Consider the following 22331-nt stretch of genomic DNA (forward strand, 5'->3'; position numbering starts at 1 on the left):
CGGTCAGTCAGGCTTGCGCGGGTGTGGCCTTCGCGCGAAAAAGCTGCTTGAGGCCCGAGAACAGCGGCGATTTCACGGCGCCGGGTGCACGGCCGAAGCTTTCGGTGATGCGGTCGAGAATGATCGCGAGCAGCACGACCGACAGACCGCTTTCGAAACCGAGGCCGATGTCGAGGCGCTGGATACTCGCGAGCACGTCGTTGCCGAGACCGCCCGCGCCGACCATCGACGCGATGATCACCATCGACAGCGCCATCATGATCGTCTGGTTCACGCCCTGCATGATCGACGGCAGCGCATTCGGGAACTGCACCTTGTACAGCAGTTGCCACGGCGTGCAGCCGAATGCCTGGCCGGCTTCGACAATCTCGCGGTTCACGTGGCGGATGCCGAGGCTCGTCAGGCGCACGGCAGGCGGCATCGCGAAGATCACCGTCGACAGGATCCCCGGCACGCGGCCGAGACCGAACAGCATCGCGGCCGGAATCAGGTAGACGAATGCGGGCATCGTCTGCATCAGGTCGAGAATCGGACGCACGATCGCGGCGACCCACTTGCTCTTCGCGGCCCAGATGCCGAGCGGGATGCCGAGCACGAGGCTGATGATCGTCGACGACAGCGTGAGGCCAAGCGTGATGACCGTCTGGTCCCAGAAGCCCGTCGCGAAGATCAGCAGCAGCGACGCGGTCGTGAACAGCGCGAAGCGCCAGCCCACCCGCCATAGCCCGACGCCGATGAAGATCGCCATCATCAGCCACATCGGGATCGCTTGCAGGCCGTGTTCGACGAGCGCCGCGAGGCCCTCGATCGCCTGGCCGATCGCGTCGAATGTCTTGGCGTCATGGTCGAGCAGGTAGTGAACGGACTGGTCGACCCAGGTACCGAGCGGAATCATTTCAGACATGGGAACCTCGCGAACGCGTGATGGCTTTCAGGATGAGTGCGCGGTCGACCGAGCCGCAGTAGCAGCCGTCGTCGTCGACGACGGGCAGTGCGTTCGGGCTCGCCACCACGCGGGCGACAACGTGATCGAGCGTCGCGTCGCGGCGAATGCTTTCGATCGGACGGACGGACGGCGACGCATCGCCGATCGCGTCGCGCGTGACGAAGCCGCGGATCTTGCGTTGGGCGTCGAGCACGAACGCGTATTCGTCGTGGCCGTTCAGCGCCGCCGCGACGTTCGCGGCATCGCACTTCGACATGGTCGGCACGACACCCGTCTGCATCAGGTCGCCGGCGGTCAGGTAGCGGCTCGTGTCGATGCCGTCGAAGAACGCGCGCACGTAGTCGTCGGCCGGGTTCGCGATGATGTCCTGCGGCGTGCCGACCTGCACGAGCCGGCCGCCTTCCATGATCGCGATGCGGCTGCCGATGCGCAGCGCTTCCTCGAGATCGTGCGACACGAACATGATCGTGCGGCGCTGCTCCTTCTGGAGCTGCAGCAGCACGTCCTGCATTTCCCTGCGCTTGAGCGGATCGAGCGCGGAGAACGCCTCGTCCATGATCATCAGCGACGGGTTCACGGCCAGCGCGCGTGCGAGGCCGACACGCTGCTGCATCCCGCCCGACAGCTCGGACGGCAGCTTGTGCGAGAACGGCGCGAGGCCGACCTGCTCGAGCACTTCCATCGCACGGCGCTCGCGTTCCTTCTTGCCGACGCCCGCGACCTCGAGGCCGAACGCGGCGTTCGACACCACGGTGCGTTGCGGCATCAGCGCGAACGACTGGAACACCATGCTCATGTCCTTGCGGCGCAGCGCGGTGAGCGCCGAGCGGCGTGCCGACGCGACGTCGAGCCCGTCGATCAGCACCTTGCCGGCGCTCGGATCGACCAGCCGGTTCACGAGGCGGATCAGCGTGGATTTGCCGGAGCCGGACAGGCCCATCAGCACGAAAATTTCGCCTTCCTGCACATCGAAGGAGACGTTGTGTACGCCGACGACCTGACCGGTGCGCTTGAGCACTTCGTCCTTCGTCGCGCCGGCGGCGAGCATGTCGAGCGCCTGCTTCGGGTTGTTTCCAAACACCTTGCACAGACCTTCGACTACGACCTTGGGGGCATCCATCGAAACCTTCTCCTCGTGTAGCGGGGACTCACGCGAGTCATAGCGTGCCTACATAGTTGCTAGAAAAAACCCCGGCCTGCCGACGAATTACGACAAACGCTTGCGCAAATACGACACGGCCTCCAGCCCCGCCAGGCGGGCCGCTGCACGCGGCGGCCCCCGATTGCGGCAGCGCAATACGCGCACACCCAACAACGACGGGCATCGCACGCGGGACTTGTGCGCAGCAGCGCGGCGCGAATCGCATGTTTTTTCGCGCCAATCCGCATCGGGCGCGCGTCGTTTTGCGACAATTTCACGTCCGATCAGCCGGCGTCGCGACTGTCGTCAGATCAATGCATCCCGGCAGCCGTCTCGCCGTGCCTGCCGGCCCCCCCGCAAAAAGCATGACCGTACAGAAAAAACCGTGCCGAGCGATCGTCGTTAACGACGATCAGGCACGCATCGGGGCCTCTCCGCAACCCAGAAAATCCCGCATGCCCGCTGTGATACATTGCCGGCAAACACGCCGATCGCGCTGTTGCCGCGCGCCTTGCGCACGACGATCCGCCAACGGCGCGCGCATGCCGGTTCGCCTGCCGGCCGTGCTGAAACCCGCCTCGATCCGGTGCGAACCGCGAGCGAAGGACGATAACGATACGAGAGAGGGAGTAAGGCGTTGAACTGGGCATTCGCCGTAATCGGCTTCATCATAGGCGGCATCGCCGCATTGATCGGGGATTTCTCGGCCGCGAACGGCTCGCTGCTCGGCGCCGTCGTCGGATTCTGCATCGGTCACGCGCTGCGGCAACACAAACCCAGGAACGACGGCGCCGCGCCCGACGCGTTCGAGATGCCCGCGACGCCGCCGCCCACGCCCGCGCCGCTCGTCGAGCGTGTCGCGCGCCTCGAAGCGACCGTCGAAACGCTCACGCGCGAACTCGATTCGCTGCGCGGCCAGCTCGCCGGCGCGAAGGCCGACGCGGCCGGTGCCTCGTCCGTTCCGCCCTCACCCGCTGCTTCGGCAACGCCACCGCCTGTGCAACCCGCAATCGCAGCCGCCGCGCGCGCGGGCACACCGGCATCGACATCGGTGCCGACGCCGGCCGCGACACCGGCCACCGCAGCGCCCGCCCCCGTTCCCGCCGCCGCCCACGCAACGGCGAACGCACCCGCAACACCCGTCCGCCCCACCCCGCCCGCACCGCGCGAACCCGGCATCGCCGAACGTGCATTCAGCGCCGCGCGCGACTGGCTGCTCGGCGGCAATACCGTCGTGCGCGTCGGGATCGTCGTGCTGTTCTTCGGCGTCGCGTTCCTGCTCAAGTACGCGGCCGACAACAACATGCTGCCGATCGAATTCCGCCTCGCGGGCACCGCGCTCGCCGCGGCCGCGCTGCTCGCGATCGGCTGGCGCGTGCGCGGGCGCCGCGCCGCGTACGGCCTCGTGCTGCAAGGCGGCGGCATCGGCATCCTGTACCTGACGATCTTCGCCGCGACCAAGCTTTATGCGCTGCTGCCCGTCGGCGCCGCGTTTCCGCTGATGGTCGCGGTCTGCGCGCTGAGCGCGTTCCTCGCGGTCAGGCAGAACGCGCTGCCGCTCGCGTTCATGGGCAGCGCGGGCGGCTTTCTCGCACCGGTGCTGCTGTCGACCGGCCAGGGCAACCATGTCGCGCTGTTCAGCTACTACGCGCTGCTGAACGCGGGCATCTTCGCGATCGCGTGGTTCAAGGCATGGCGCCCGCTGAACCTGCTCGGCTTCGTGTTCACGTTCACGATCGGTTCGGCGTGGGGCGTGACGGCCTGCCGCCCCGCGCTGTTCGCGAGCACCGAGCCGTTCCTGATCCTGTTCTTCCTGATGTATGTCGGCATCGCGCTGCTGTATGCGGTGAAACGCGAACTCGCGCTGCGGCACTACGTGGACAGCACGCTCGTGTTCGGCACGCCGATCGTCGCGACCGCGCTGCAGGCGTCGCTCGTAAAGGGCATGCCGTTCGGGCTCGCGTGGAGCGCGGTCGCGCTGTCGGCGTTCTACGTCGCGGTCGCCGCATGGCTCGCGCGGCGCCGCGACCGCCTCGCGCTGCTGTTCGAAGCGATGCTCGCGCTCGCGGTGATCTTCGCGACGCTGGTCGTGCCGCTCGCGTTCTCGGGCCCGACGACGAGCGCCGCCTGGGCGATCGAAGGCGCGGCCGTCGTGTGGCTCGCGGTGCGCCAGAAGCGCCTGCTGCCGTTCGGCTTCGGCCTGCTGATGCAGGTCGCCGCGGCCGGCGCGTTCTTCACGAGCCTGCTCGGGCCGGCCGACGCAACCGCGCTGCCCGTGCTCAACGGCCCGTATATCGCGATGCTGCTGATCGCGCTCGCCGGCCTGTTCACCGGCTGGTGGCTGCACGGGCGTGGCGAAGCGCGCGCGTGGCACGCGTGGATGCCCGAGATCGGCGCCGCGGCCGCGGCGTGGGGGCTGCTGTGGTGGGTGAGCGGCGGGCTGCACGAGATCCTCGTCTACGCGAGCCGTCACGTCGACCTGCATGCCGACCGCTTCGTCGTCGACGCAACCGCGCTGTTCGCGGCCGGCACCGCGTGGCTCGCGCACGTCGCGCGCCGCCGGCTGGCATGGCCGCTCGCCGAATGGCCCGCGCTCGCGCTGACGCCGGTGCTGGCGCTGCTCGCGTTGCGTGCGTTCGATGCGTACGAAGCGCCGCTGTCGGGCCTCGGCGCTTTCGCGTGGCCCGTCGCCGTCGGCGCGGGTCTTGCGCTGCTGTGGCGCCAGTCGCGCGGACCGGCAAGCGCCGATGCCGCGCAGGGTGCGGCACCCGGCATCGGCCAAGCCAACGTCGCAGGCGTGATCGCGCCGCTGCATACGCTGATGTTCTGGACCCTGTGCGGGCTGCTGTCGCTCGAAGGCTTCTGGCGCCTGCGCGCATTCGTGCCCGAAGGCGCATGGAGCTGGAGCGCGTGGGCCTACGGTTTCGGTGCGCTGCTCCTGCTCGTATCGGGCCCCGGCTCGCGCCTGCACTGGCCCGTCGCCGCGTTCCCGCGCGCTTACCAGGTGTGGGGCGCGGCGCCGCTCGCCGCGCTGCTGTGGCTGTGGAGCATTGCCAGCGCGACAAGCGACGGCGACGCATCGCCGCTCTTCTGGCTGCCGCTGCTCAATCCGCTCGACATCGCGCAGTTCCTGGTCTTCGTCGCGTTCGCCGCGTGGCTGCGCCGCTTGAAGACGCTCGGCATCGCGTGGCATTCGCGCGCGATCGACTATGTTGCGATCGCAACCGTATTCCTGTGGTTCAACGCGCTGATGCTGCGCACGCTGCATCACGGGGCCGGCGTGCCGTACGAGTTCGGTGCGATGGCCGAATCGACACTCGTGCAGGCGTCGGTGTCCGTGTACTGGACGGTCTGCGCGCTCGCGACAACGATCTGGGCCACGCGCCGCGGGCTGCGCCCGCTGTGGTTCGTCGGCGCCGCGCTGCTCGCGCTCACGGTCGTCAAGCTGTTCCTGTTCGACCTGTCGCACGTGACCGGCATCGAGCGCATCGTGTCGTTCATCGGCATCGGCGTGCTGCTGCTGTTGATCGGCTATTTCTCGCCGCTGCCGCCGAAGGCCGCGGCCCAACGGGACGACCCGCAATGAAACGACTCGCAGCCCTGCTCGGACTGAGCCTGCTCGCGTCGATCGCGGCCGCCGACGGCACGCCGGGCGGTGGCCGCGTCGCGCAGCGCTTCTCGCTCAACCTCGACGGCAGCGCCGCGTATTACCAGCTCACCGTGCCGCAGCCCGTGTATGCAGCCAGCCGGCGCGACGATCTCGGCGACGTGCGCGTCTTCAACGGCGCGGGCGAGCCGGTTCCGTATTCGCTCGACGCACCCGCGTCGGCCGCGCCCACCGTGCCGCCGTCGCGCACGCCGGTGCACTGGTTCCCGCTGCCGCCGGTGCGCGCCGATAACGGCAACGCGCCGCTCGGCGTGACGGTCGGCCCGGACGGCTCGCTGCGCGCGGCCGTCGCCACGCCGGCACCGGCAAAGCGCGGCGCGGATCTCGTCGACCTGTCGCGTGCGAACGGCGACATCGACGCGCTGCTCGTGCACGTGGGCGACGACAGTTACCAGGGGCGTGTGGCCGTCGATGCCAGCGACGATCTGCGCAACTGGCGCTCGCTCGGCAGCACGCAGTTGCTGAAGGTCGGCCGCGGCGACAACATGCTGGTGCAGGAACGCATCGCACTCGAAGGTGCGGCGCCGCGCTACCTGCGGCTGGACTGGCTCGACGGTGCCCCCGCGATCGCGTCGATCGACGTCGAAACGCATCCGCGCGACGCGCGCGGGACGGATACCGCATCCGTGCCGCGCCAATGGCGCGACGCCGCGCGCGTGCGGGCCGGCAGCGCACCCGGCGAGTATCTGTTCGACACCGACGGCGCGTATCCGGTCGACCGCGTGCGCATCGACCTGCCGCAGCCGAACACCGTCGCGCGCGCAACGCTGCAAAGCCGCCCCGACGCGCAGGCGCCGTGGCGCGACGTCGCGGGCGGCGTGCTGTTCCGGCTGCAGGGCAAGGCCGGCGAGCAGCGCAATCCGCCGCTCGAGTTCGCGGCGAACACGGATCGCGCGTGGCGGATCGTCGTCGACATGCGCAACGGCGGATTCGGCGCCGGCCAGCCGGCCGTCGCGATCGGCTGGCATCCGGCCGCGCTGACCTTCGTCGCACGCGGCACGCCACCGTTTACGCTCGGCGTCGGCGATGCGGCGCTCGTGTCGTCGGCCGTCAGCCGCGATGCGCTGCTGGTCGGCATGGCACCCGAAGTCCGTCCCGCGCGCGTCGGCACGGCGCTGCCGATATCGGCGGTCGCGCCGGCGGCGGCTGCCGATACGGACGCGAAGCGCCGCTACGTGCTGTGGGGCGCGCTGGTCGTCGCGGTCGGCGTGCTCGGCACGATTGCCTGGCGTCTCGCGAAAGGCGGCGGCGAGTCGCGCAACCGCGACGAGTGACGCCACACGCCCGCCGCGTGCCTTTATGCAGCGGTTATCCGGCACACCTGTTTCTTTCGACGGCCGCAACGCATCACTGCGACGAACCGTCGTGACGGCGTTCGGCTTCGCTCTTCGCTGGCCGACACCATCGCGCAGCATCCGTTTCCACTTGAACCATCTTATGAAGGTTCGCGTGAAGATCGCGGCAAAGCATAAAAAGCGCGTAAACATCGGTTTCGCCGCGACGCGGCGGGGGGTCTCATGGGCCGTACAAGAGCGGAAGCGCCACACTCCGCTCACGCGACGTTTACGCGGCAAAACCGGGGAAAAGAGCCCGTGCGCGGCGCTCAGCCGAACGTGTAGCGCCCATGCTGGCGCGGCCGCCAAGGTGACGAACGGCAGCTCGCGGCGCCGGCCGCGCGTCGCGCCGCCCATCCCGCGCCACGGCGTGCGCGCAGGTCGCGCCGTGCCGCTGCCACAACGCGCGCCGGCAACGCATGCGCCAGACGCCGCACGGCCGCCACGCGCGCGGCCAGCCGCGACGCCGGCGGCACGCGGCGCACGACGTGCACGACGGGCCGTTTGCAGAGGATCGCGCTGTCGTAGCGCTTGCCGGCGAAGCGCATCACGTCGACGACCTCGAAACCCTGCGCGCCGTAGAACGCCAGCAGATGCGACGCGGGATGCGGCGTATCCAGCGCGAGCAGCGTATAGCCGCGCAACGCGGCCCACTGCTCGGCGAACGACAGCAGCAATGCGCCGATCCCGCGGCTCTGGCAATCGGGATCCACGGCCACCTGGCGCACGCTCGCGACGCCTTCCTGCCGGTACAGCGAGCAGGCCGAAGACGGATCGGTCCCATACAGCGTGGCCGTGCCGATGACGCGCCCGCCGCATACGGCGACGTAGCACTCGCCCGCTTCCGCACGGCGGCGCGTGACGCCCTCGTCCTGATCGACGCACGTGCAGTTGAGCCCCATCGCGCCGAGCCGCGCGAACGCGCGATGCAGCATCGGCGTGAGTTGCGCATAGCTGTCGACTGCCGGATCGAAACGCCGTACGACCACCCGGTCGGCGCACACGGAAGGCGGCGCGGCAGGGAGACGTTCGGCAATCGCGTTCCAGGGTATCGACATCGCAGTGCTCCGTGGTTGGGATGCCCGAAGTCTATGAGCGCGCCGACCGCCCTCGCAAGAAAAAATGTCGTAAAAGTTCGGGGAAATACTTGCAGGAAAAACGGCGACGAAGATGCGCGCCACCGCTCTGCCGGCGTCGTTGCGAACGCATGAAAATACGCCGATCGTTGTGCGTGCAAGCAACTAATCCCGCGACGGCGTCGACGCCCCGCACGCGCTCCGTTGACACCTGCGGCGACGCGATCCAGACTCGCTGTTCCGTCACCGCACCGCGAGCGCTCATGGTCACCTGCTTCCTCCGCTACGTCATCGATCCGTACAAGCTCGACCAGTTCGAAACCTACGGCAAGATGTGGATTCCGCTCGTCGAAAAGTTCGGCGGCACGCATCACGGCTATTTCCTGCCGTCCGAAGGTGCGAGCAACATCGCGCTCGCGATGTTCTCGTTCCCGAGCCTCGCCGAGTACGAGCGCTACCGCGAACGTTCGAAGGACGATCCGGCATGCCAGGCCGCGTTCCGCCATGCGGAGGAAACGCGCTGCATCGTCAGCTACGAACGCAGCTTCTTCCGGCCGGTATTCGAGTAACCGGCAACGGCCGCAGGCATCGCGCCCCTTTTCCTGACCGGGACGAAAAAAAGCCCCGCCTGCATCCGCGCGGCGGGGCCAACCCATGTCAGTAGAGACATCATGGAGGAGACGGGCCCATCTTATCGACCGCGGCGCACCGTCCCAACCAAGCATTTCTGCTATCGATCTGCGCGGCCGCGCACACGATTGCCCCCGCCGCGCGGCATATCGATAGAACGAAAAGTCGTTTTCAGAGTGGCGATGGGGTCGTTACCATCTGGTTTTAAGCCTGTGCTTAGCCGGGCAAGCCATCCCCGAGGAGCGCCCCTTGACTGCATTCGATCAACACCGCCGCCCGTTCGTCGTCGGCATCGGTGGTACCACCCGAGCAGCGTCGTCGACCGAACGCGCGCTGTCGTTCGCGCTGCGCGGCGCGCAAGCCGCCGGCGCGCGCACGCGCCTGTTCGACGGCCCGTTCCTGCATACGCTGCCGCACTACGCCCCCGAACACAAAACGCTGACCGACGCGCAGCGCGAACTGATCGACGCCGTGCGCCAGGCCGACGCGATCATCATCGCGACGCCCGGCTATCACGGCGGCGTCTCCGGCCTCGTGAAGAACGCACTCGACACGCTCGAGGAACTGCGCGCGGACGATCGCCCCTATCTCGACGGCCGCGCGGTCGGCCTGATCGTCACCGCGTACGGCTGGCAGGCAGCCGGCACCGTGCTGACGTCGCTGCGTTCGATCGTCCATGCGCTGCGCGGCTGGCCGACGCCGTTCGGCGCGACCGTGAACACGCTCGAAACGCGTTTCGAAAGCGCCGACAGCTGCTCGGATCCGAAGGTCGTCGCGCAGCTCGAGACGGTCGGCGCGCAAGCCGCCGAGTTCGCGCTCGCATTCGCGTCGCATCGCGCGACCACACACGCGGCATCGGTCGACGCGCTCGCCCCCGTGCTGAAGGTCGCCAACCAGTAATCCCCTTCACTCCGCCGCCCGCGCCCGGCCAACAAGGTCCGCCGTGCGCGGGCGGCGCGTCTTCGGACGCGCGGCGATGTGCTGCGCGCGCCGGCACCGCGCCACGCACGAACCACAGCGACGCTTCGCGTCGAATCCCCTTTCCCGGCATGCCCTCTCGATATCGATTCGGCCCGCCGCGTGATTTGCATTGGCCGAAAGATTGGTTCACGCGGCCGGCGGGTTTTCGTACGCTGAAAGTCCGAACTTTCTCCGCGCACGCCATGAACCGTACGATCCGCTACAAGGGCTATGAAGTCGCCCCCGCCGCCGCCCGGTTGCCGAACGGGCTGTTCGCCGCCAACCTGACGATCGAGCGAGCGGGCGGCGGGCCGTCGCCGCGCTCCGTTTCGTTCGACGCGATCGATTTCTTCTTCGAAGAAGAACACGCGCTCGCCTATGCGTCCCGCTGGGGCCGCCTCTGGGTCGACACGCACGCGTGACGCACGCCTGGCCGGCGTGCGCATGGCCGCGCGAAAATACGCGTTTACGGAAGCTATGCAAGAATCTTTCGACCCGTAATCGCATAACAACAGCCATGACTGACACGCTGCAGGAAGAGCACGCAGCCGCAGATCACGCGATGCGCAACTGGACCTTCGAGAGTCATGGTCCGGTCAGGATCGGTTCCGATGCGCACAAGCAGATGTTCTGTCGCATGCTGCTCGACACACATAACCCGTACAAGCCGGCCGTGATCGACTGGCCGGCGCTCAAGCCCGACGAGCTCAGGCGGCTCACGTCGCTGCCGATCTGGGACATCGCGGTGCAAACCGAAGGCCGCGCGTCGATTCGCGTGGCGACCTACGCAGCGACGGTCGGCGATCCGCTGCTGCGCCGCGCGCTCGAGATGGACGGCGGCGAGGAAGCGCGCCACAAGGTCGTATTGTCGAAGCTCGTCGCGGCCTACGGCATCCGGCTCGCGCCCGAGCCGGCCTACCCGGCGCCGAAGGACCCCGAGTGGTCGTGGATGATGACGGGCTTCAGCGAATGCATCGACAGCTTCTTCGCGTTCGGCCTGTTCCGCTCCGCGCAGCGCTCCGGTTATTTCCCGCCCGAACTCGTCGACACCTTCGAGCCGGTGATCCAGGAAGAAGGCCGCCACATCCTGTTCTTCGCGAACTGGTACGCCTGGTACTGGCGCACGATCCCGTGGTGGCGCCGGCCGTGGTTCTTCGCGCGCGTCGCGGCCGTGTGGGTGCACCTGATCCGCGACCGCATCGGCATCGCGCGCGGCATCGATGCCGACGGCGTCGCGCGTGACGCGAACTTCCCGGCAACCGGCACCGCCGACATCGGCGATGCGCTGAACCCGCGCGAGCTGATCGAGCTGTGTCTGGTCGAGAACGACCGGCGGATGGCCGGTTACGACAAGCGCCTGCTGCGCCCGATGTTCGTGCCGCGGATGGCGCGGTTCGCGCTGCGGTTTCTCAAGAAGTAAGGTCGAGGGGCCCGGCTGCAGGTCATGCGGGCCTACAAACCACCGTGCGCTGGGCGGTGCGTCCGCGCAGCGCGGGTTGACCGTCGCCACCGCGGACGATTCGATCCGGAGCGCTCGCACCGCATGCCGGACGAATCGGCGCCCCTCCTGCTCGAAACCAGCTCGTTCCATGCGGTGAGCGACCGCTTCGGCTCACATCCGTGGACCGAATGTGGCGCGCCCGATACACCTTCTCCCACCTTTTTGCCTCCGACGATTCGGCGCGCCCACGGCGTGAGGGCACTGACCAGCGGGGGTCTTTGACACCCCTGGCGACGCCACGTGGGGCACGCTGCGGGGCCGTCTCCCCGGCTGTCCGGCATGCCTCCCGATTTCGCTCGGATACCGGCATCACCGATATCGGTCAATAGGACAAATCCGATAGTTGAATGCCAAGAATCCTATCTGTCGCTTTGTAGCAATTTTCGTAGCAACTTTTTACAAATTCGACGAGCCCGCCGGCCCGGAACGCCCGCCGTATGGGCAGCCACGACGGCCGAGATGCGCAAATCGGCACAGACCCATATTCGCCACCTCAAATTTATTTGATTTACATACAATCAAATTAAATAAAAATCACCCCCCAATAAAATCACAACTTAATAAGATAACAAGACATTCAATACATTATCAATCCGCACATCGCCAGACATTACAAAAATGAAAGAACGACCTTCCCCGCAAACGTTTGCTATTTCATTTGTCTTACTTATTCACTCACCCCATGTGTAATACGCCACACAAAACACGCGCAACCAGTTGATTTTTATACGAATTCATAGCGAGATCGCGAAAAACTCAAGACCTTCAAGTAACATTCTTACGCCTTTCATATTCATTCTTCTCCAATGCATCAAAAGACGATGTATTAACCATCTTTTAACTTTCACAACCCTCCATTTATCACTATTTGTCAATCAATAAAATCCACCTCCAATAAACTCCGCCCATCAATTTTGAGATTCGCGCGAGCGCACGGAGTATTCCTCTAACAAAAGAGACCGGTGTGTGGCGTGCACATTTGGAGGTAACAGGACATGAACCGCACATACCGCTCGATCTGGAACGAAGCGCTTGGCGCCTGGGTCGCGGCATCGGAAATCGATTCGGCACGGGGCAAGCCGAACAAGTCGGCCGTCGTGGTCGCCGCAGTCGCAGCACTGGCGATCGGCCTGCCGGGGCTCGCCGAGGCCAATACGCTCAACACACAGCAGACCTGCTTTACGGGAAGCAACGGCGCAGTCGGCCGAGTTAACCCGGGTGGCACGCAAAACCAGGCTGGCGACGGCTCCGGTACGTATTCGATCGTGGCCGGCTGTAACTCCAACGGCAACGGCTGGACCGGCGTCACGGTTTACGGCTCCTTCGCGCAAGCGACCGGTAACGGCGCCGTCGCCACCGGCATGCAGTCGTCGGCCGGCCTGTGGGGCGTCGCGGCCGGCCTCGAAACCACCGCGAGCGGCGCAGGCGCCACCGCGCTCGGCTTCGGCTCGACGGCAAACGCGTTGAACTCGGTCGCAATCGGCGGTGCGGGCGGCAACGGCACGACGCCGCTGTCGCAGGCAAATTCGACCATCGCGTCGGGCGCGGGCTCGATCGCAATCGGCAGCAACGCAACGAAGGGCGCACAGTCGGCCGCTTCGGACAGCATCGCGATCGGCGGGCAGTCGGCAGTTACGTCGGCCGCCACGTCGGGGATCGCAATCGGCGTCAATTCGAGCGCGACTGTTGCAAACTCGGTTGCACTTGGCAGCAACTCGATCACGACCTCCGCCGCAGGCACCACGACCGGCGGCACGGGCGCGGTCAGCAATACGACGATCGGTAGTCAGACCTTTGGCACGTATGCAGGCGCGAATTCGGCAGGCGGCGTGGTCAGCGTCGGTGCTGTGAACGCAGAGCGTCGTATCCAGAACGTCGCAGCAGGGCTCGTCAGTGCAAGCAGCACCGACGCGATCAACGGTAGCCAGCTCTACGCAGTCGCGAGCACGACGACGTCGAATATCACCAGTCTGTCGACCTCAACGTCGACGGGTTTGTCGTCGGCTAACAGCTCGATCACTTCGTTGTCCACTTCGACTTCGACCGGCATCTCGTCGCTGTCCACGTCGACCTCGACCGGTCTGTCGTCGGCTAACAGCTCCATCACTTCGCTGTCGACTTCGACCTCGACCGGCCTTTCATCGGCCAACAGCTCCATCACGTCACTGTCCACGTCGACCTCGACGGGTCTGTCGTCGGCTAATAGCTCGATCACTTCGCTGTCGACCTCCACGTCAACGGGTCTGTCGTCGGCGAATAGCTCCATCACGTCGCTGTCCACCTCGACCTCGACGGGTCTCTCGTCGGCCAACAGCTCCATCACGTCGCTGTCCACCTCGACCTCGACGGGTCTCTCGTCGGCCAACAGCTCCATCACGTCGCTGTCCACGTCGACCTCGACCGGCATCAACTCGCTGTCCACTGGCCTGAGCTCGGCCAACAGCTCGGTGACGTCGCTGTCCACCTCGACCTCGACGGGGCTCTCGTCGGCTAATAGCTCGATCACTTCGCTTTCGACTTCCACGTCGACCGGCCTTTCGTCGGCCAACAGCTCCATCACGTCGCTGTCCACGTCGACCTCGACGGGTCTGTCGTCGGCTAATAGCTCGATCACCTCCCTGTCCACGTCGACCTCGACCGGCATCAACTCGCTGTCCACCGGCCTCAGCTCGGCCAACAGCTCGGTGACGTCGCTGTCCACCTCGACCTCGACCGGCCTCTCGTCGGCTAACAGCTCGATCACTTCGCTGTCGACCTCGACCTCGACCGGCATCAACTCGCTGTCCACCGGCCTGAGCTCGGCCAACAGCTCGGTGACGTCGCTGTCCACTTCGACCTCGACGGGTCTCTCGTCGGCTAATAGCTCGATCTCGTCGCTTTCGACCTCGACCTCGACCGGCATCAGCTCGCTGTCCACCGGCCTGAGCACGGTCACGACCAAGACGGACAACCTCGGCAACAGCACGGCATCGGCACTCGGCGGCGGCTCCACGTACAACCCGACGACCGGGACGGTCTCCGCACCGGCGTACACGACCTACAACGCGAACGGCACGACGTCGACCGCCAGCAGCGTCGGCTCGGCGATCGACAACATCAACAGTCAGGGCATCAAGTACTTCCACGCGAACTCGACCGGTGCCGACAGCGTCGCGACCGGCACCGACGCCGTCGCCATCGGCAGCGGCGCCACCGCCGGCACCAACAATTCCGTCGCGCTCGGCGCCAACTCGCAGACCGCCGCAGCCAATCCCACGAGCAGCGCGACCGTCAACGGCGTCACGTTCGGAGGATTCGCAGGCACCGCGCCGGTCGGCACCGTCAGCGTCGGCAGCCCGGGCAACGAGCGACAAATCACCAACGTCGCCGCCGGCCAGGTGACGCAGACCAGTACCGACGCGATCAACGGCAGCCAGCTTTATTCGGTTGCCCAACAGGTTGGTACCGCGACCAGTGCCATTTCGTCGTTGTCCACGTCGACCTCGACCGGCCTCTCGTCGGCTAACAGCTCGATCACGTCGCTGTCCACCTCGACTTCGACCGGCATCAATTCGCTGTCCACCGGCCTGAGCTCGACCAACAGTTCGGTGTCGTCGCTGTCGACTTCCACGTCGACGGGCCTGTCCTCAGCTAACAGTTCGATCACTTCGTTGTCCACCTCGACTTCGACGGGAATCAACTCGCTGTCCACCGGCCTCAGCTCGACCAACAGCTCGGTGACTTCGCTTTCGACCTCCACGTCGACCGGCCTCTCATCAGCCAACAGCTCGATCACCTCGCTGTCGACCTCGACCTCGACCGGTCTGTCGTCGGCTAACAGCTCCATCACTTCGCTGTCGACTTCGACCTCGACCGGCATCAACTCGCTGTCCACCGGCCTCAGCTCGACCGACAGCTCGGTGACTTCGCTTTCGACTTCCACGTCGACCGGCCTGTCGTCGGCTAACAGCTCCATCACGTCGTTGTCCACCTCGACTTCGACGGGTCTCTCGTCGGCCAACAGCTCGATCACGTCGCTGTCCACCTCGACTTCGACCGGCATCAATTCGCTGTCCACCGGCCTCAGCTCGACCGACAGCTCGGTGGCTTCGTTGTCGACTTCCACGTCGACGGGTCTGTCCTCGGCTAACAGCTCGATCACGTCGTTGTCCACCTCGACTTCGACGGGCCTCTCGTCGGCCAACAGCTCGATCACTTCGCTGTCCACCTCGACTTCGACCGGCATCAATTCGCTGTCCACCGGCCTCAGCTCGACCGACAGCTCGGTGACTTCGCTTTCGACTTCCACGTCGACCGGCCTTTCGTCGGCTAACAGCTCCATCACGTCGTTGTCCACCTCGACTTCGACGGGTCTGTCGTCGGCCAACAGCTCGATCACTTCGTTGTCCACCTCGACTTCGACTGGCCTGTCCTCGGCGAACAGCTCGATCACATCGCTGTCCACGTCGACCTCGACCGGCATCAACTCGCTGTCCACCGGCCTCAGCTCGACCAACAGCTCGGTGACTTCGCTGTCGACTTCCACCTCGACGGGCCTGTCCTCGGCAAACAGCTCGATCACGTCCCTGTCCACGTCGACCTCGACCGGCATCAATTCGCTGTCCACCGGCCTCAGCTCGACCGACAGCTCGGTGGCTTCGTTGTCGACTTCCACGTCGACGGGTCTGTCCTCGGCGAACAGCTCGATCACGTCGCTGTCCACTTCGACCTCGACCGGCATCAATTCGCTGTCCACCGGACTGAGCTCGACCAACAGCTCGGTGACGTCGCTGTCAACTTCCACCTCGACTGGCCTGTCCTCGGCGAACAGCTCGATCACGTCGCTGTCCACCTCGACTTCGACCGGCATCAACTCGCTCTCCACCGGCCTCAGCTCGACCGACAGCTCGGTGGCTTCGTTGTCGACTTCCACCTCGACTGGCCTGTCCTCGGCAAACAGCTCGATCACCTCGCTGTCCACCTCGACCTCGACCGGCATCAATTCGTTGTCCACCGGCCTCAGCTCGACCGACAGCTCGGTGGCTTCGTTGTCGACTTCCACGTCGACGGGCCTGTCCTCGGCAAACAGCTCGATCACCTCGCTGTCCACCTCGACCTCGACCGGCATCAATTCGTTGTCCACCGGCCTGAGCTCGACCAACAGCTCGGTGACTTCGCTGTCGACCTCCACGTCGACCGGCCTGTCCTCGGCCAACAGCTCGATCACCTCGCTGTCGACCTCGACCTCGACCGGTCTGTCGTCGGCTAACAGCTCCATCACTTCGCTGTCGACTTCGACCTCGACCGGCATCAACTCGCTGTCCACCGGCCTGAGCTCGACCGACAGCACGATCCTGTCGCTGTCGACCTCGACCTCGACCGGCATCGGCTCGCTGTCCACCGGCCTGAGCTCGACGAACAGCTCGGTGTCGTCGCTGTCGACTTCCACCTCGACCGCGATCAACGCCGCGAAGACGCACTACTACAGCGTCAACGACAACGGCACGCAGCAAAGCAACTACGCCAACGACGGCGCAACGGGCGCCAACGCCCTCGCGGCAGGCGTCAACGCAAGTGCGGCAGGCGCAAGCAGCGTCGCGGTCGGCGACGGTTCGAACGCGCAGTCGGCAGGCGCGGTCGCGATCGGCCAGAACGCATCGGCAACGGGCGGCAAGGCCGTGTCGATCGGCTCCGGCAACACCGCGAGCGGCGACGGCGCGGTAGCGATCGGCGATCCGAGCGTCGCGACGGGTACCGGCGCGGTAGCGATGGGCGCGAACGACACGGCGACCGGCAACGGCGCAGTGGCGCTCGGCAACGCAAACACGGCAAACGGCGCCAGCGCGCTCGCCCTCGGCAGCTCGAACCAGGCCACCGCGGACAACACGATCGCGCTGGGCAGCCAGTCCACGGCCAGCGCCACCGGCGCACAAGCCTACGGCTCGGCTGCCAAAGCCACGGCCGCCGACGCGCTCGCTTTCGGTACGAACGCGCAAGCCAACGTCGCCAACTCGATCGCGCTCGGTGCGAACTCGGTCACGAGTGCCGCGAACCCGACGTCGAGCGCCACGATCGGCGGTGTCACGTACCTCTTCGCGGGCAGCTCGCCGGCAGGCGTGGTGAGCGTCGGCGCGCCGGGCCAGGAACGCCAGATCACGAACGTCGCCGCCGGCCGGATCTCGGCCAGCAGCACGGACGCGATCAACGGCAGCCAGCTCAACGCGACGAACAACGCGGTCACCGCGCTGTCGACGTCCACCGCGTCGAACGTCGCGTCGCTGTCGACCGGCATCAACTCGCTGTCCACGGGTCTCAGCTCGACGAACAGCAACCTCACGTCGCTGTCCACGTCGACCTCGACCGCGATCAGCTCGCTGTCGACGGGCCTCAGCGCGACGAACAGCAACGTGTCGTCGCTGTCCACGTCGACGTCGACCGGCATCGGTTCGCTGTCCACCGGACTGAGCTCGACGAACAGCACGGTCGCCTCGCTGTCGACCGGCGTGACGAACATCAACAACACGCTGAACCAGTTGTCGACGACGCTCAACAACAACACGACGCGCGCGATCAATACCAACGGCGTCGCCGCCGACATGAACGGTACCGGCAGCGATCACCCGACCGTCACCGCCGGCTCGAACTCGGTGGCGATCGGCGCGAATTCGACGGATGGCGGCCGCCAGAACGTCGTCTCGGTCGGCAGCGACACGCAGCAGCGCCAGATCGTGAACGTCGCGCCGGGTACGCAAGGCACCGACGCAGTGAACGTGAACCAGCTGACGCAGGTGCAGACGACGCTGTCGACGGCACTGTCGGGCCAGCAGGCGCAGATCAACTCGCTGGGTTCGCAACTGCAGCAGACCGACCAGATGGCGAAGCAGGGTATCGCGGCCGTCGGCGCGATGGCGTCGATCCCGCAGCTCGATCGCGACGCCAACTTCGGCATGGGTGTCGGCACGTCGACCTTCCTCGGCCAGAAGGCGATGGCGGTCAACATGCAGGCTCGCATCACGGAGAACCTGAAGGCGTCGATCAACGGCGGCTTCAGCGGCGGTCAGAAGGTGATCGGCGCCGGCATGCTGTACCAGTGGAAGTAACGCGTCGCGCCGCCAGGTCGCCCGGCTCGCCAGCCGGCCGGCCCGCGGCGGCCCCGACGGCAGGACGAGCCGGCCGCGCAGCCCGCGGCCGGCTTCTGTCAACCCAAGCTTTGAGGACGTAACCGTGAACAAACTCGCTTTTGCGCTCGCGCTTTCCGCAATGGCCCTCGCCGCGTGCTCGACCGCATCCGGCCCGACCTTCAGCGCCTCCGAACTGCAACCGCGCGACGGCATGCGCACATTCCAGGTGGACTGCCACGGCCTGCTGTCCGGCCCGCAGACCTGCATGAAGGCCGCCCGCAAGATCTGCGGCGACCAGCCGGTGCGTGCCGTCGACTCGGCCCGCGCGCTGCGCGACAAATCCGATCCTGCGACGCTCGTCTTCCAGTGCGGCGCCGCGCCGGCCGAAGCGGCTGCGGCCACGGCCGCCGAACCGGCGCCTGCCACCGTCGAACACGTGAACCTGTCGGGCGACGCGCTGTTCGCGACCGACCACGCGACGCTCGCACCGACCGCACGCGAATCGCTCGACCGGCTGCTGAGCGAGCGCGCGGACCGCACGTACTCGCAGGTGACGATCACCGGCTTTACGGATACGGTGGGCAGCGACGACTACAACCTTGCGCTGTCGAAGCGCCGTGCCGAATCCGTCGCCGCCTATCTGAAGGCGCACGGGCTGAAGGCCGACACGCTGACGGTCACGGGCCGCGGCAAGGCCGATCCGGTTGCGTCCAACGCGACGCCCGAAGGCCGTGCCAGCAACCGCCGCGTCGAAATCACGCTGCAGCACTGAGCGGGCGACCGCCGCGCGCGGCGGCCGATCCGGCAGGCCGCCAGCGCCGCGCCGGACATCCGCCGATCGACGCGGGCGCCGCTGCGCCGGCGCCCCGTTCCCGCTGGCCGTCGGCTATGTCAAAGTTCGTCACGCCCCTCCACAAACCGGCGATTTCCGTGCCACAATCGCCGCAGACAGTCGCCGGGGCAGCCCGCCCGAATCGCACGCCGTGCCAGGCGTGCCCGACGACACGCCGGAATCCGGCTGCCGCCCTCGCGAACCACGTCGCCCGATTCGCGTGCCGCGGCGCACCGGCGCGAATGCAACCATGACAATCCACGGCGCGCCGCTTCCGGGCCAGACGCTCGACGCCATGCCCGGACGCACGACGCCGCAGAGGAAACCAACCGGTGACGGACATCAATGAAGCCGCCTCGGGCGGCACCCGCAAGCAACGGCCGGCGGTCGGCATCTCGCTGTTTGCGCGGGACGGCCAGGCGATCTGGGAAAACGGCATTCACCAGAACATCGCGTTCCTCGCGATGATGCTCAAGCGCTCGGATCGCGTCGGCCCCGTCTATTTCCTGAACGGCGGCGACGCCAACGCACTGCCGGCCGGCCTCGAACTCGACGGCCTCGACATCCCGCTCGTGAATCCCGCCGACGTCACGCACGAACTCGACGTCGTGATCGAAATGGGCGCGCAGTTGCCGGTCGAATGGCTCAGGCACATGAAGGCGCTCGGCAAGAAAATCGCCGCGTTCTTCTGCGGGCACGTGTATGCCGGCCTGTGCGAAACCCCGATCTTCGAAAAACCGTCGGGGCATATCTTCAACGGCGCGCCGTTCGACGAAGTGTGGCTGCTGCCGCAATACGACAAGACCGCGGCGCCGATGCTGCAGACCATCCTGCGCGCGCCGGTGCACCTGATGCCGCACATCTGGTCGCCGTACTTCCTCGATCGCCGCATCGCCGCGCTGGCGAGCGAAGGCGCGACGTTCGGCTATCGGCCCGGCCGCCGCCCGTGGCGCCTGGCGATGCTCGAGCCGAACATCTCGGTCGTCAAGTCCTGCCACTACCCGATGCTCGCGTGCGACGAGTTCTATCGCGCGCGGCCGGACGCGGTGCTACACATGTTCGTCGTCAACGCGATGCACATGAAGGAGCATCCGACCTTCGTGCACTTCGCGAACAGCCTCGATCTCGTGCGCCAGCACAAGGCGACCTTCGAACCGCGCATCGACCTGCCGGGCTTCATGGCGCGCCATGCGGATGCGGTCGTGTCGCACCACTGGGAAAACGGGCAGAACTACCTGTACTACGACGTGCTGCACGGCGGTTATCCGCTGATCCACAACTCGACGCTGCTCGGCGACGCCGGCTATTACTACCCGGACTTCGACTCGGCCGCGGGCGGCCGCGCGCTGCTCGAAGCGTGGCTGCATCACGACGAACGCCTCGACGACTACCGTGCGAAGGCCGACCGGCTGCTGCAGTCGGTCTCGATCGACAACCCCGCGAACCTCGACGCGTTCGTCTCGCGTCTGGTCGCCTGAACCGGAGCATACGCATGTCGGACTCCAATGCCCGTCAAGCGCCCGGCGAGGGCAAGCGTCTCGTCGTCGGCGTGTCGCTGTTCGTCCGCGGCGCCGGCCAGTCGCTGTGGGAAAACGGCATCTTCCAGAACTGCCTGCTGCTGATCCTGCTGCTGCGCCAGTCGCCGCTCGTCGCGGAAGCCGTGATGGTGAACGGCGGCGAACAGGTCGCCGATCCGCAGATGATGCTCGGCGAATGGGACGTGCCGCTGCTGTCGATGGACGAAGCGCTGCAACGCTGCGACGTGCTGATCGAAATGAGCGCGCAGTTCGGCGCGGACTACCTGCGCGCGTTCCGCGAGCGCGGCGGCAAGGTCGTCACGATGCGGGTCGGCAACGACTACGTGATCGACATCGAGCGCGCGATGTTCAACAAGCCGTCGGGCTTCCTGTTCTCGGGCGCGCCGTACGACGCGGTGTGGACGATTCCCGAATTCGAGCGCTCGTGCCTGCACTATTACCAGACGGGGCTGCGTGCGCCGGTCACGATCGTCCCGCACATCTGGCACCCGATGCTGTTCGACAAGGCGCGCGCGACGCTCGGCGCCGGTTTGTCGTACGGCTATCGGCCTGGCAAGCCGCGCTGGCGCGTGACGATGTTCGAGCCGAACATCTGCATGGTGAAGACGAGCATCATCCCGATGCTGGTCACGGAAGAGGCATACCGCGCCGATCCGAAATTCCTTGAATTCGTGCGCGTGTGCAACACGATCCACATCAAGGAGCACGCAACCTTCGTCCACTTCGCGAAGAGCCTCGACATCGTGAATCATGGCATCACGACGTTCGAAAGCCGCTATGCGGTGTACGAGTTCATGGCCGCGTACGGCGATGCGGTAGTGTCGCACACGTGGGAAAACGCGCAGAACTACCTGTATTACGAGCTGCTGTACGGCGACTATCCGCTAATCCACAACTCGCCGTTCCTCGGCAAGGCTGGGTATTTCTATCCGGACTTCGACTGCCAGGCCGGCGGTCGCGCGCTGCTGCAGGCGTTCGCCGAACACGACGCGAACCTGGAAGCGTACCGCGAGCAGTCGAAGCACGTGCTCAGCTCGGTCAGCATCTACAACCCCGGGAACGTCGCCGCCTATACGGACGCGATCGCCACCCTCTATCGCGACGCGTGACGCGCCGCCCTTTCCGGACCCCGACATGAACGTACGCACGCCCCTCACCCGGGCCAAATGGATGATCGGCTGCGCCGTCGCTTCGATCGCGATCGGCGCGCACGCGCAATCCGCCGGCGAATCGGCCGACTCGCTGCTCCGCGACTCGAACGCGGTGTTCAAGCAGCTCGATGCCGGCCAGTACGACGCTGTGTGGAGCGGCGCCGCCGCGTTCGTGAAGGCGCGCATCAAGCAGGACCAGTTCGCGGCCGACATGCAGCATGCGCGCCAGTCCGTCGGTACGGTCAGCCATCGCGGCTGGGCGCAGATCACGCGCATCCGCTACACGAACGCATCGGCGATGCCCGACGGGCTCTACGCGAACGTCGACTATGCAACCACGCTGACGAACGGCGCGACCGTGTACGAGAAGCTGAGCTTTCGCCTCGACGACGACGGCCGCTGGCACCTGACGGGCTACGTGCCGCGCCAGTCGCAAGGCGCCGTGCAGTAAGCCG

General features: G+C 66.4%; 13 protein-coding genes and 1 pseudogene. 11 read left to right on the plus strand and 3 right to left on the minus strand.

Annotated features, from left to right (window positions below; all coding sequences use genetic code 11):
- Positions 1-7: 7 nt before the first annotated feature.
- Positions 8-904 (minus strand): choline ABC transporter permease subunit, encoded by an 897-nt coding sequence (gene choW, locus ACNQQL_RS01095; protein ID WP_072444506.1) that lies wholly within the window; start codon positions 902-904, stop codon positions 8-10.
- A pseudogene (locus tag ACNQQL_RS01100) lies at positions 897-2354 on the minus strand (quaternary amine ABC transporter ATP-binding protein); the annotation flags it as partial. The pseudogene ACNQQL_RS01100 and the gene choW, both read right to left, overlap by 8 nt.
- Positions 2355-2724: 370 nt before the next feature.
- On the opposite strand from ACNQQL_RS01100, the gene ACNQQL_RS01105 reads away from it, so the two are divergent.
- Positions 2725-5673, plus strand: a complete 2949-nt coding sequence (locus ACNQQL_RS01105; protein ID WP_347062904.1) for a DUF2339 domain-containing protein — start codon at positions 2725-2727, stop codon at positions 5671-5673.
- Positions 5670-7028: a DUF3999 domain-containing protein gene (locus ACNQQL_RS01110; RefSeq protein WP_347062905.1), complete on the plus strand. Its 1359-nt coding sequence runs from the start codon at positions 5670-5672 to the stop codon at positions 7026-7028. Before ACNQQL_RS01105 ends, ACNQQL_RS01110 begins: the two co-directional genes overlap by 4 nt.
- A gap of 329 nt (positions 7029-7357) precedes the next feature.
- Here the strand turns inward: ACNQQL_RS01110 and ACNQQL_RS01115 are convergent, their stop codons facing one another.
- Positions 7358-8146 carry a GNAT family N-acetyltransferase gene (locus ACNQQL_RS01115; protein ID WP_347062906.1) on the minus strand — a complete coding sequence of 263 codons (789 nt, stop codon included), beginning with the start codon at positions 8144-8146 and terminating at the stop codon, positions 7358-7360.
- Between the two features lie 281 nt (positions 8147-8427).
- On the opposite strand from ACNQQL_RS01115, the gene ACNQQL_RS01120 reads away from it, so the two are divergent.
- The 9 genes from ACNQQL_RS01120 to ACNQQL_RS01160 all read left to right on the plus strand — a co-directional run bounded on the left by ACNQQL_RS01120 (position 8428) and on the right by ACNQQL_RS01160 (position 22327).
- Positions 8428-8733, plus strand: coding sequence for an NIPSNAP family protein (locus tag ACNQQL_RS01120; protein ID WP_347062907.1), 306 nt, complete (start codon positions 8428-8430; stop codon positions 8731-8733).
- A 310-nt stretch (positions 8734-9043) separates the two neighbouring features.
- Entirely contained in the window at positions 9044-9694 is a 651-nt protein-coding gene (locus tag ACNQQL_RS01125; protein ID WP_072444516.1) for an NADPH-dependent FMN reductase, read from the plus strand.
- A gap of 263 nt (positions 9695-9957) precedes the next feature.
- A complete protein-coding gene (locus tag ACNQQL_RS01130; RefSeq protein WP_034180843.1) occupies positions 9958-10176 on the plus strand; it encodes a hypothetical protein in 219 nt (72 codons plus the stop codon).
- 95 nt (positions 10177-10271) lie between these two features.
- Positions 10272-11174: a ferritin-like domain-containing protein gene (locus ACNQQL_RS01135; protein ID WP_204421905.1), complete on the plus strand. Its 903-nt coding sequence runs from the start codon at positions 10272-10274 to the stop codon at positions 11172-11174.
- Between the two features lie 1076 nt (positions 11175-12250).
- Complete coding sequence (locus ACNQQL_RS01140) at positions 12251-18334, plus strand: ESPR-type extended signal peptide-containing protein (protein ID WP_347062908.1); 6084 nt, start codon at positions 12251-12253, stop codon at positions 18332-18334.
- Between the two features lie 124 nt (positions 18335-18458).
- The gene (locus ACNQQL_RS01145; RefSeq protein WP_347062909.1) at positions 18459-19127 is read left to right on the plus strand and encodes an OmpA family protein; all 669 of its coding nucleotides are present in this window, start codon (positions 18459-18461) and stop codon (positions 19125-19127) included.
- Between the two features lie 392 nt (positions 19128-19519).
- A complete protein-coding gene (locus tag ACNQQL_RS01150; RefSeq protein WP_347062910.1) occupies positions 19520-20665 on the plus strand; it encodes a DUF2827 domain-containing protein in 1146 nt (381 codons plus the stop codon).
- Between the two features lie 14 nt (positions 20666-20679).
- Positions 20680-21834 (plus strand): DUF2827 domain-containing protein, encoded by a 1155-nt coding sequence (locus tag ACNQQL_RS01155; protein ID WP_347062911.1) that lies wholly within the window; start codon positions 20680-20682, stop codon positions 21832-21834.
- 25 nt (positions 21835-21859) lie between these two features.
- Entirely contained in the window at positions 21860-22327 is a 468-nt protein-coding gene (locus tag ACNQQL_RS01160; protein ID WP_347062912.1) for a DUF4019 domain-containing protein, read from the plus strand.
- The last annotated feature ends 4 nt before the right edge of the window (positions 22328-22331 follow it).

The sequence above is a fragment of the Burkholderia sp. LFS061 genome, assembly GCF_047978125.1.
In the GTDB taxonomy this organism is placed as follows: domain Bacteria; phylum Pseudomonadota; class Gammaproteobacteria; order Burkholderiales; family Burkholderiaceae; genus Burkholderia; species Burkholderia pyrrocinia_C.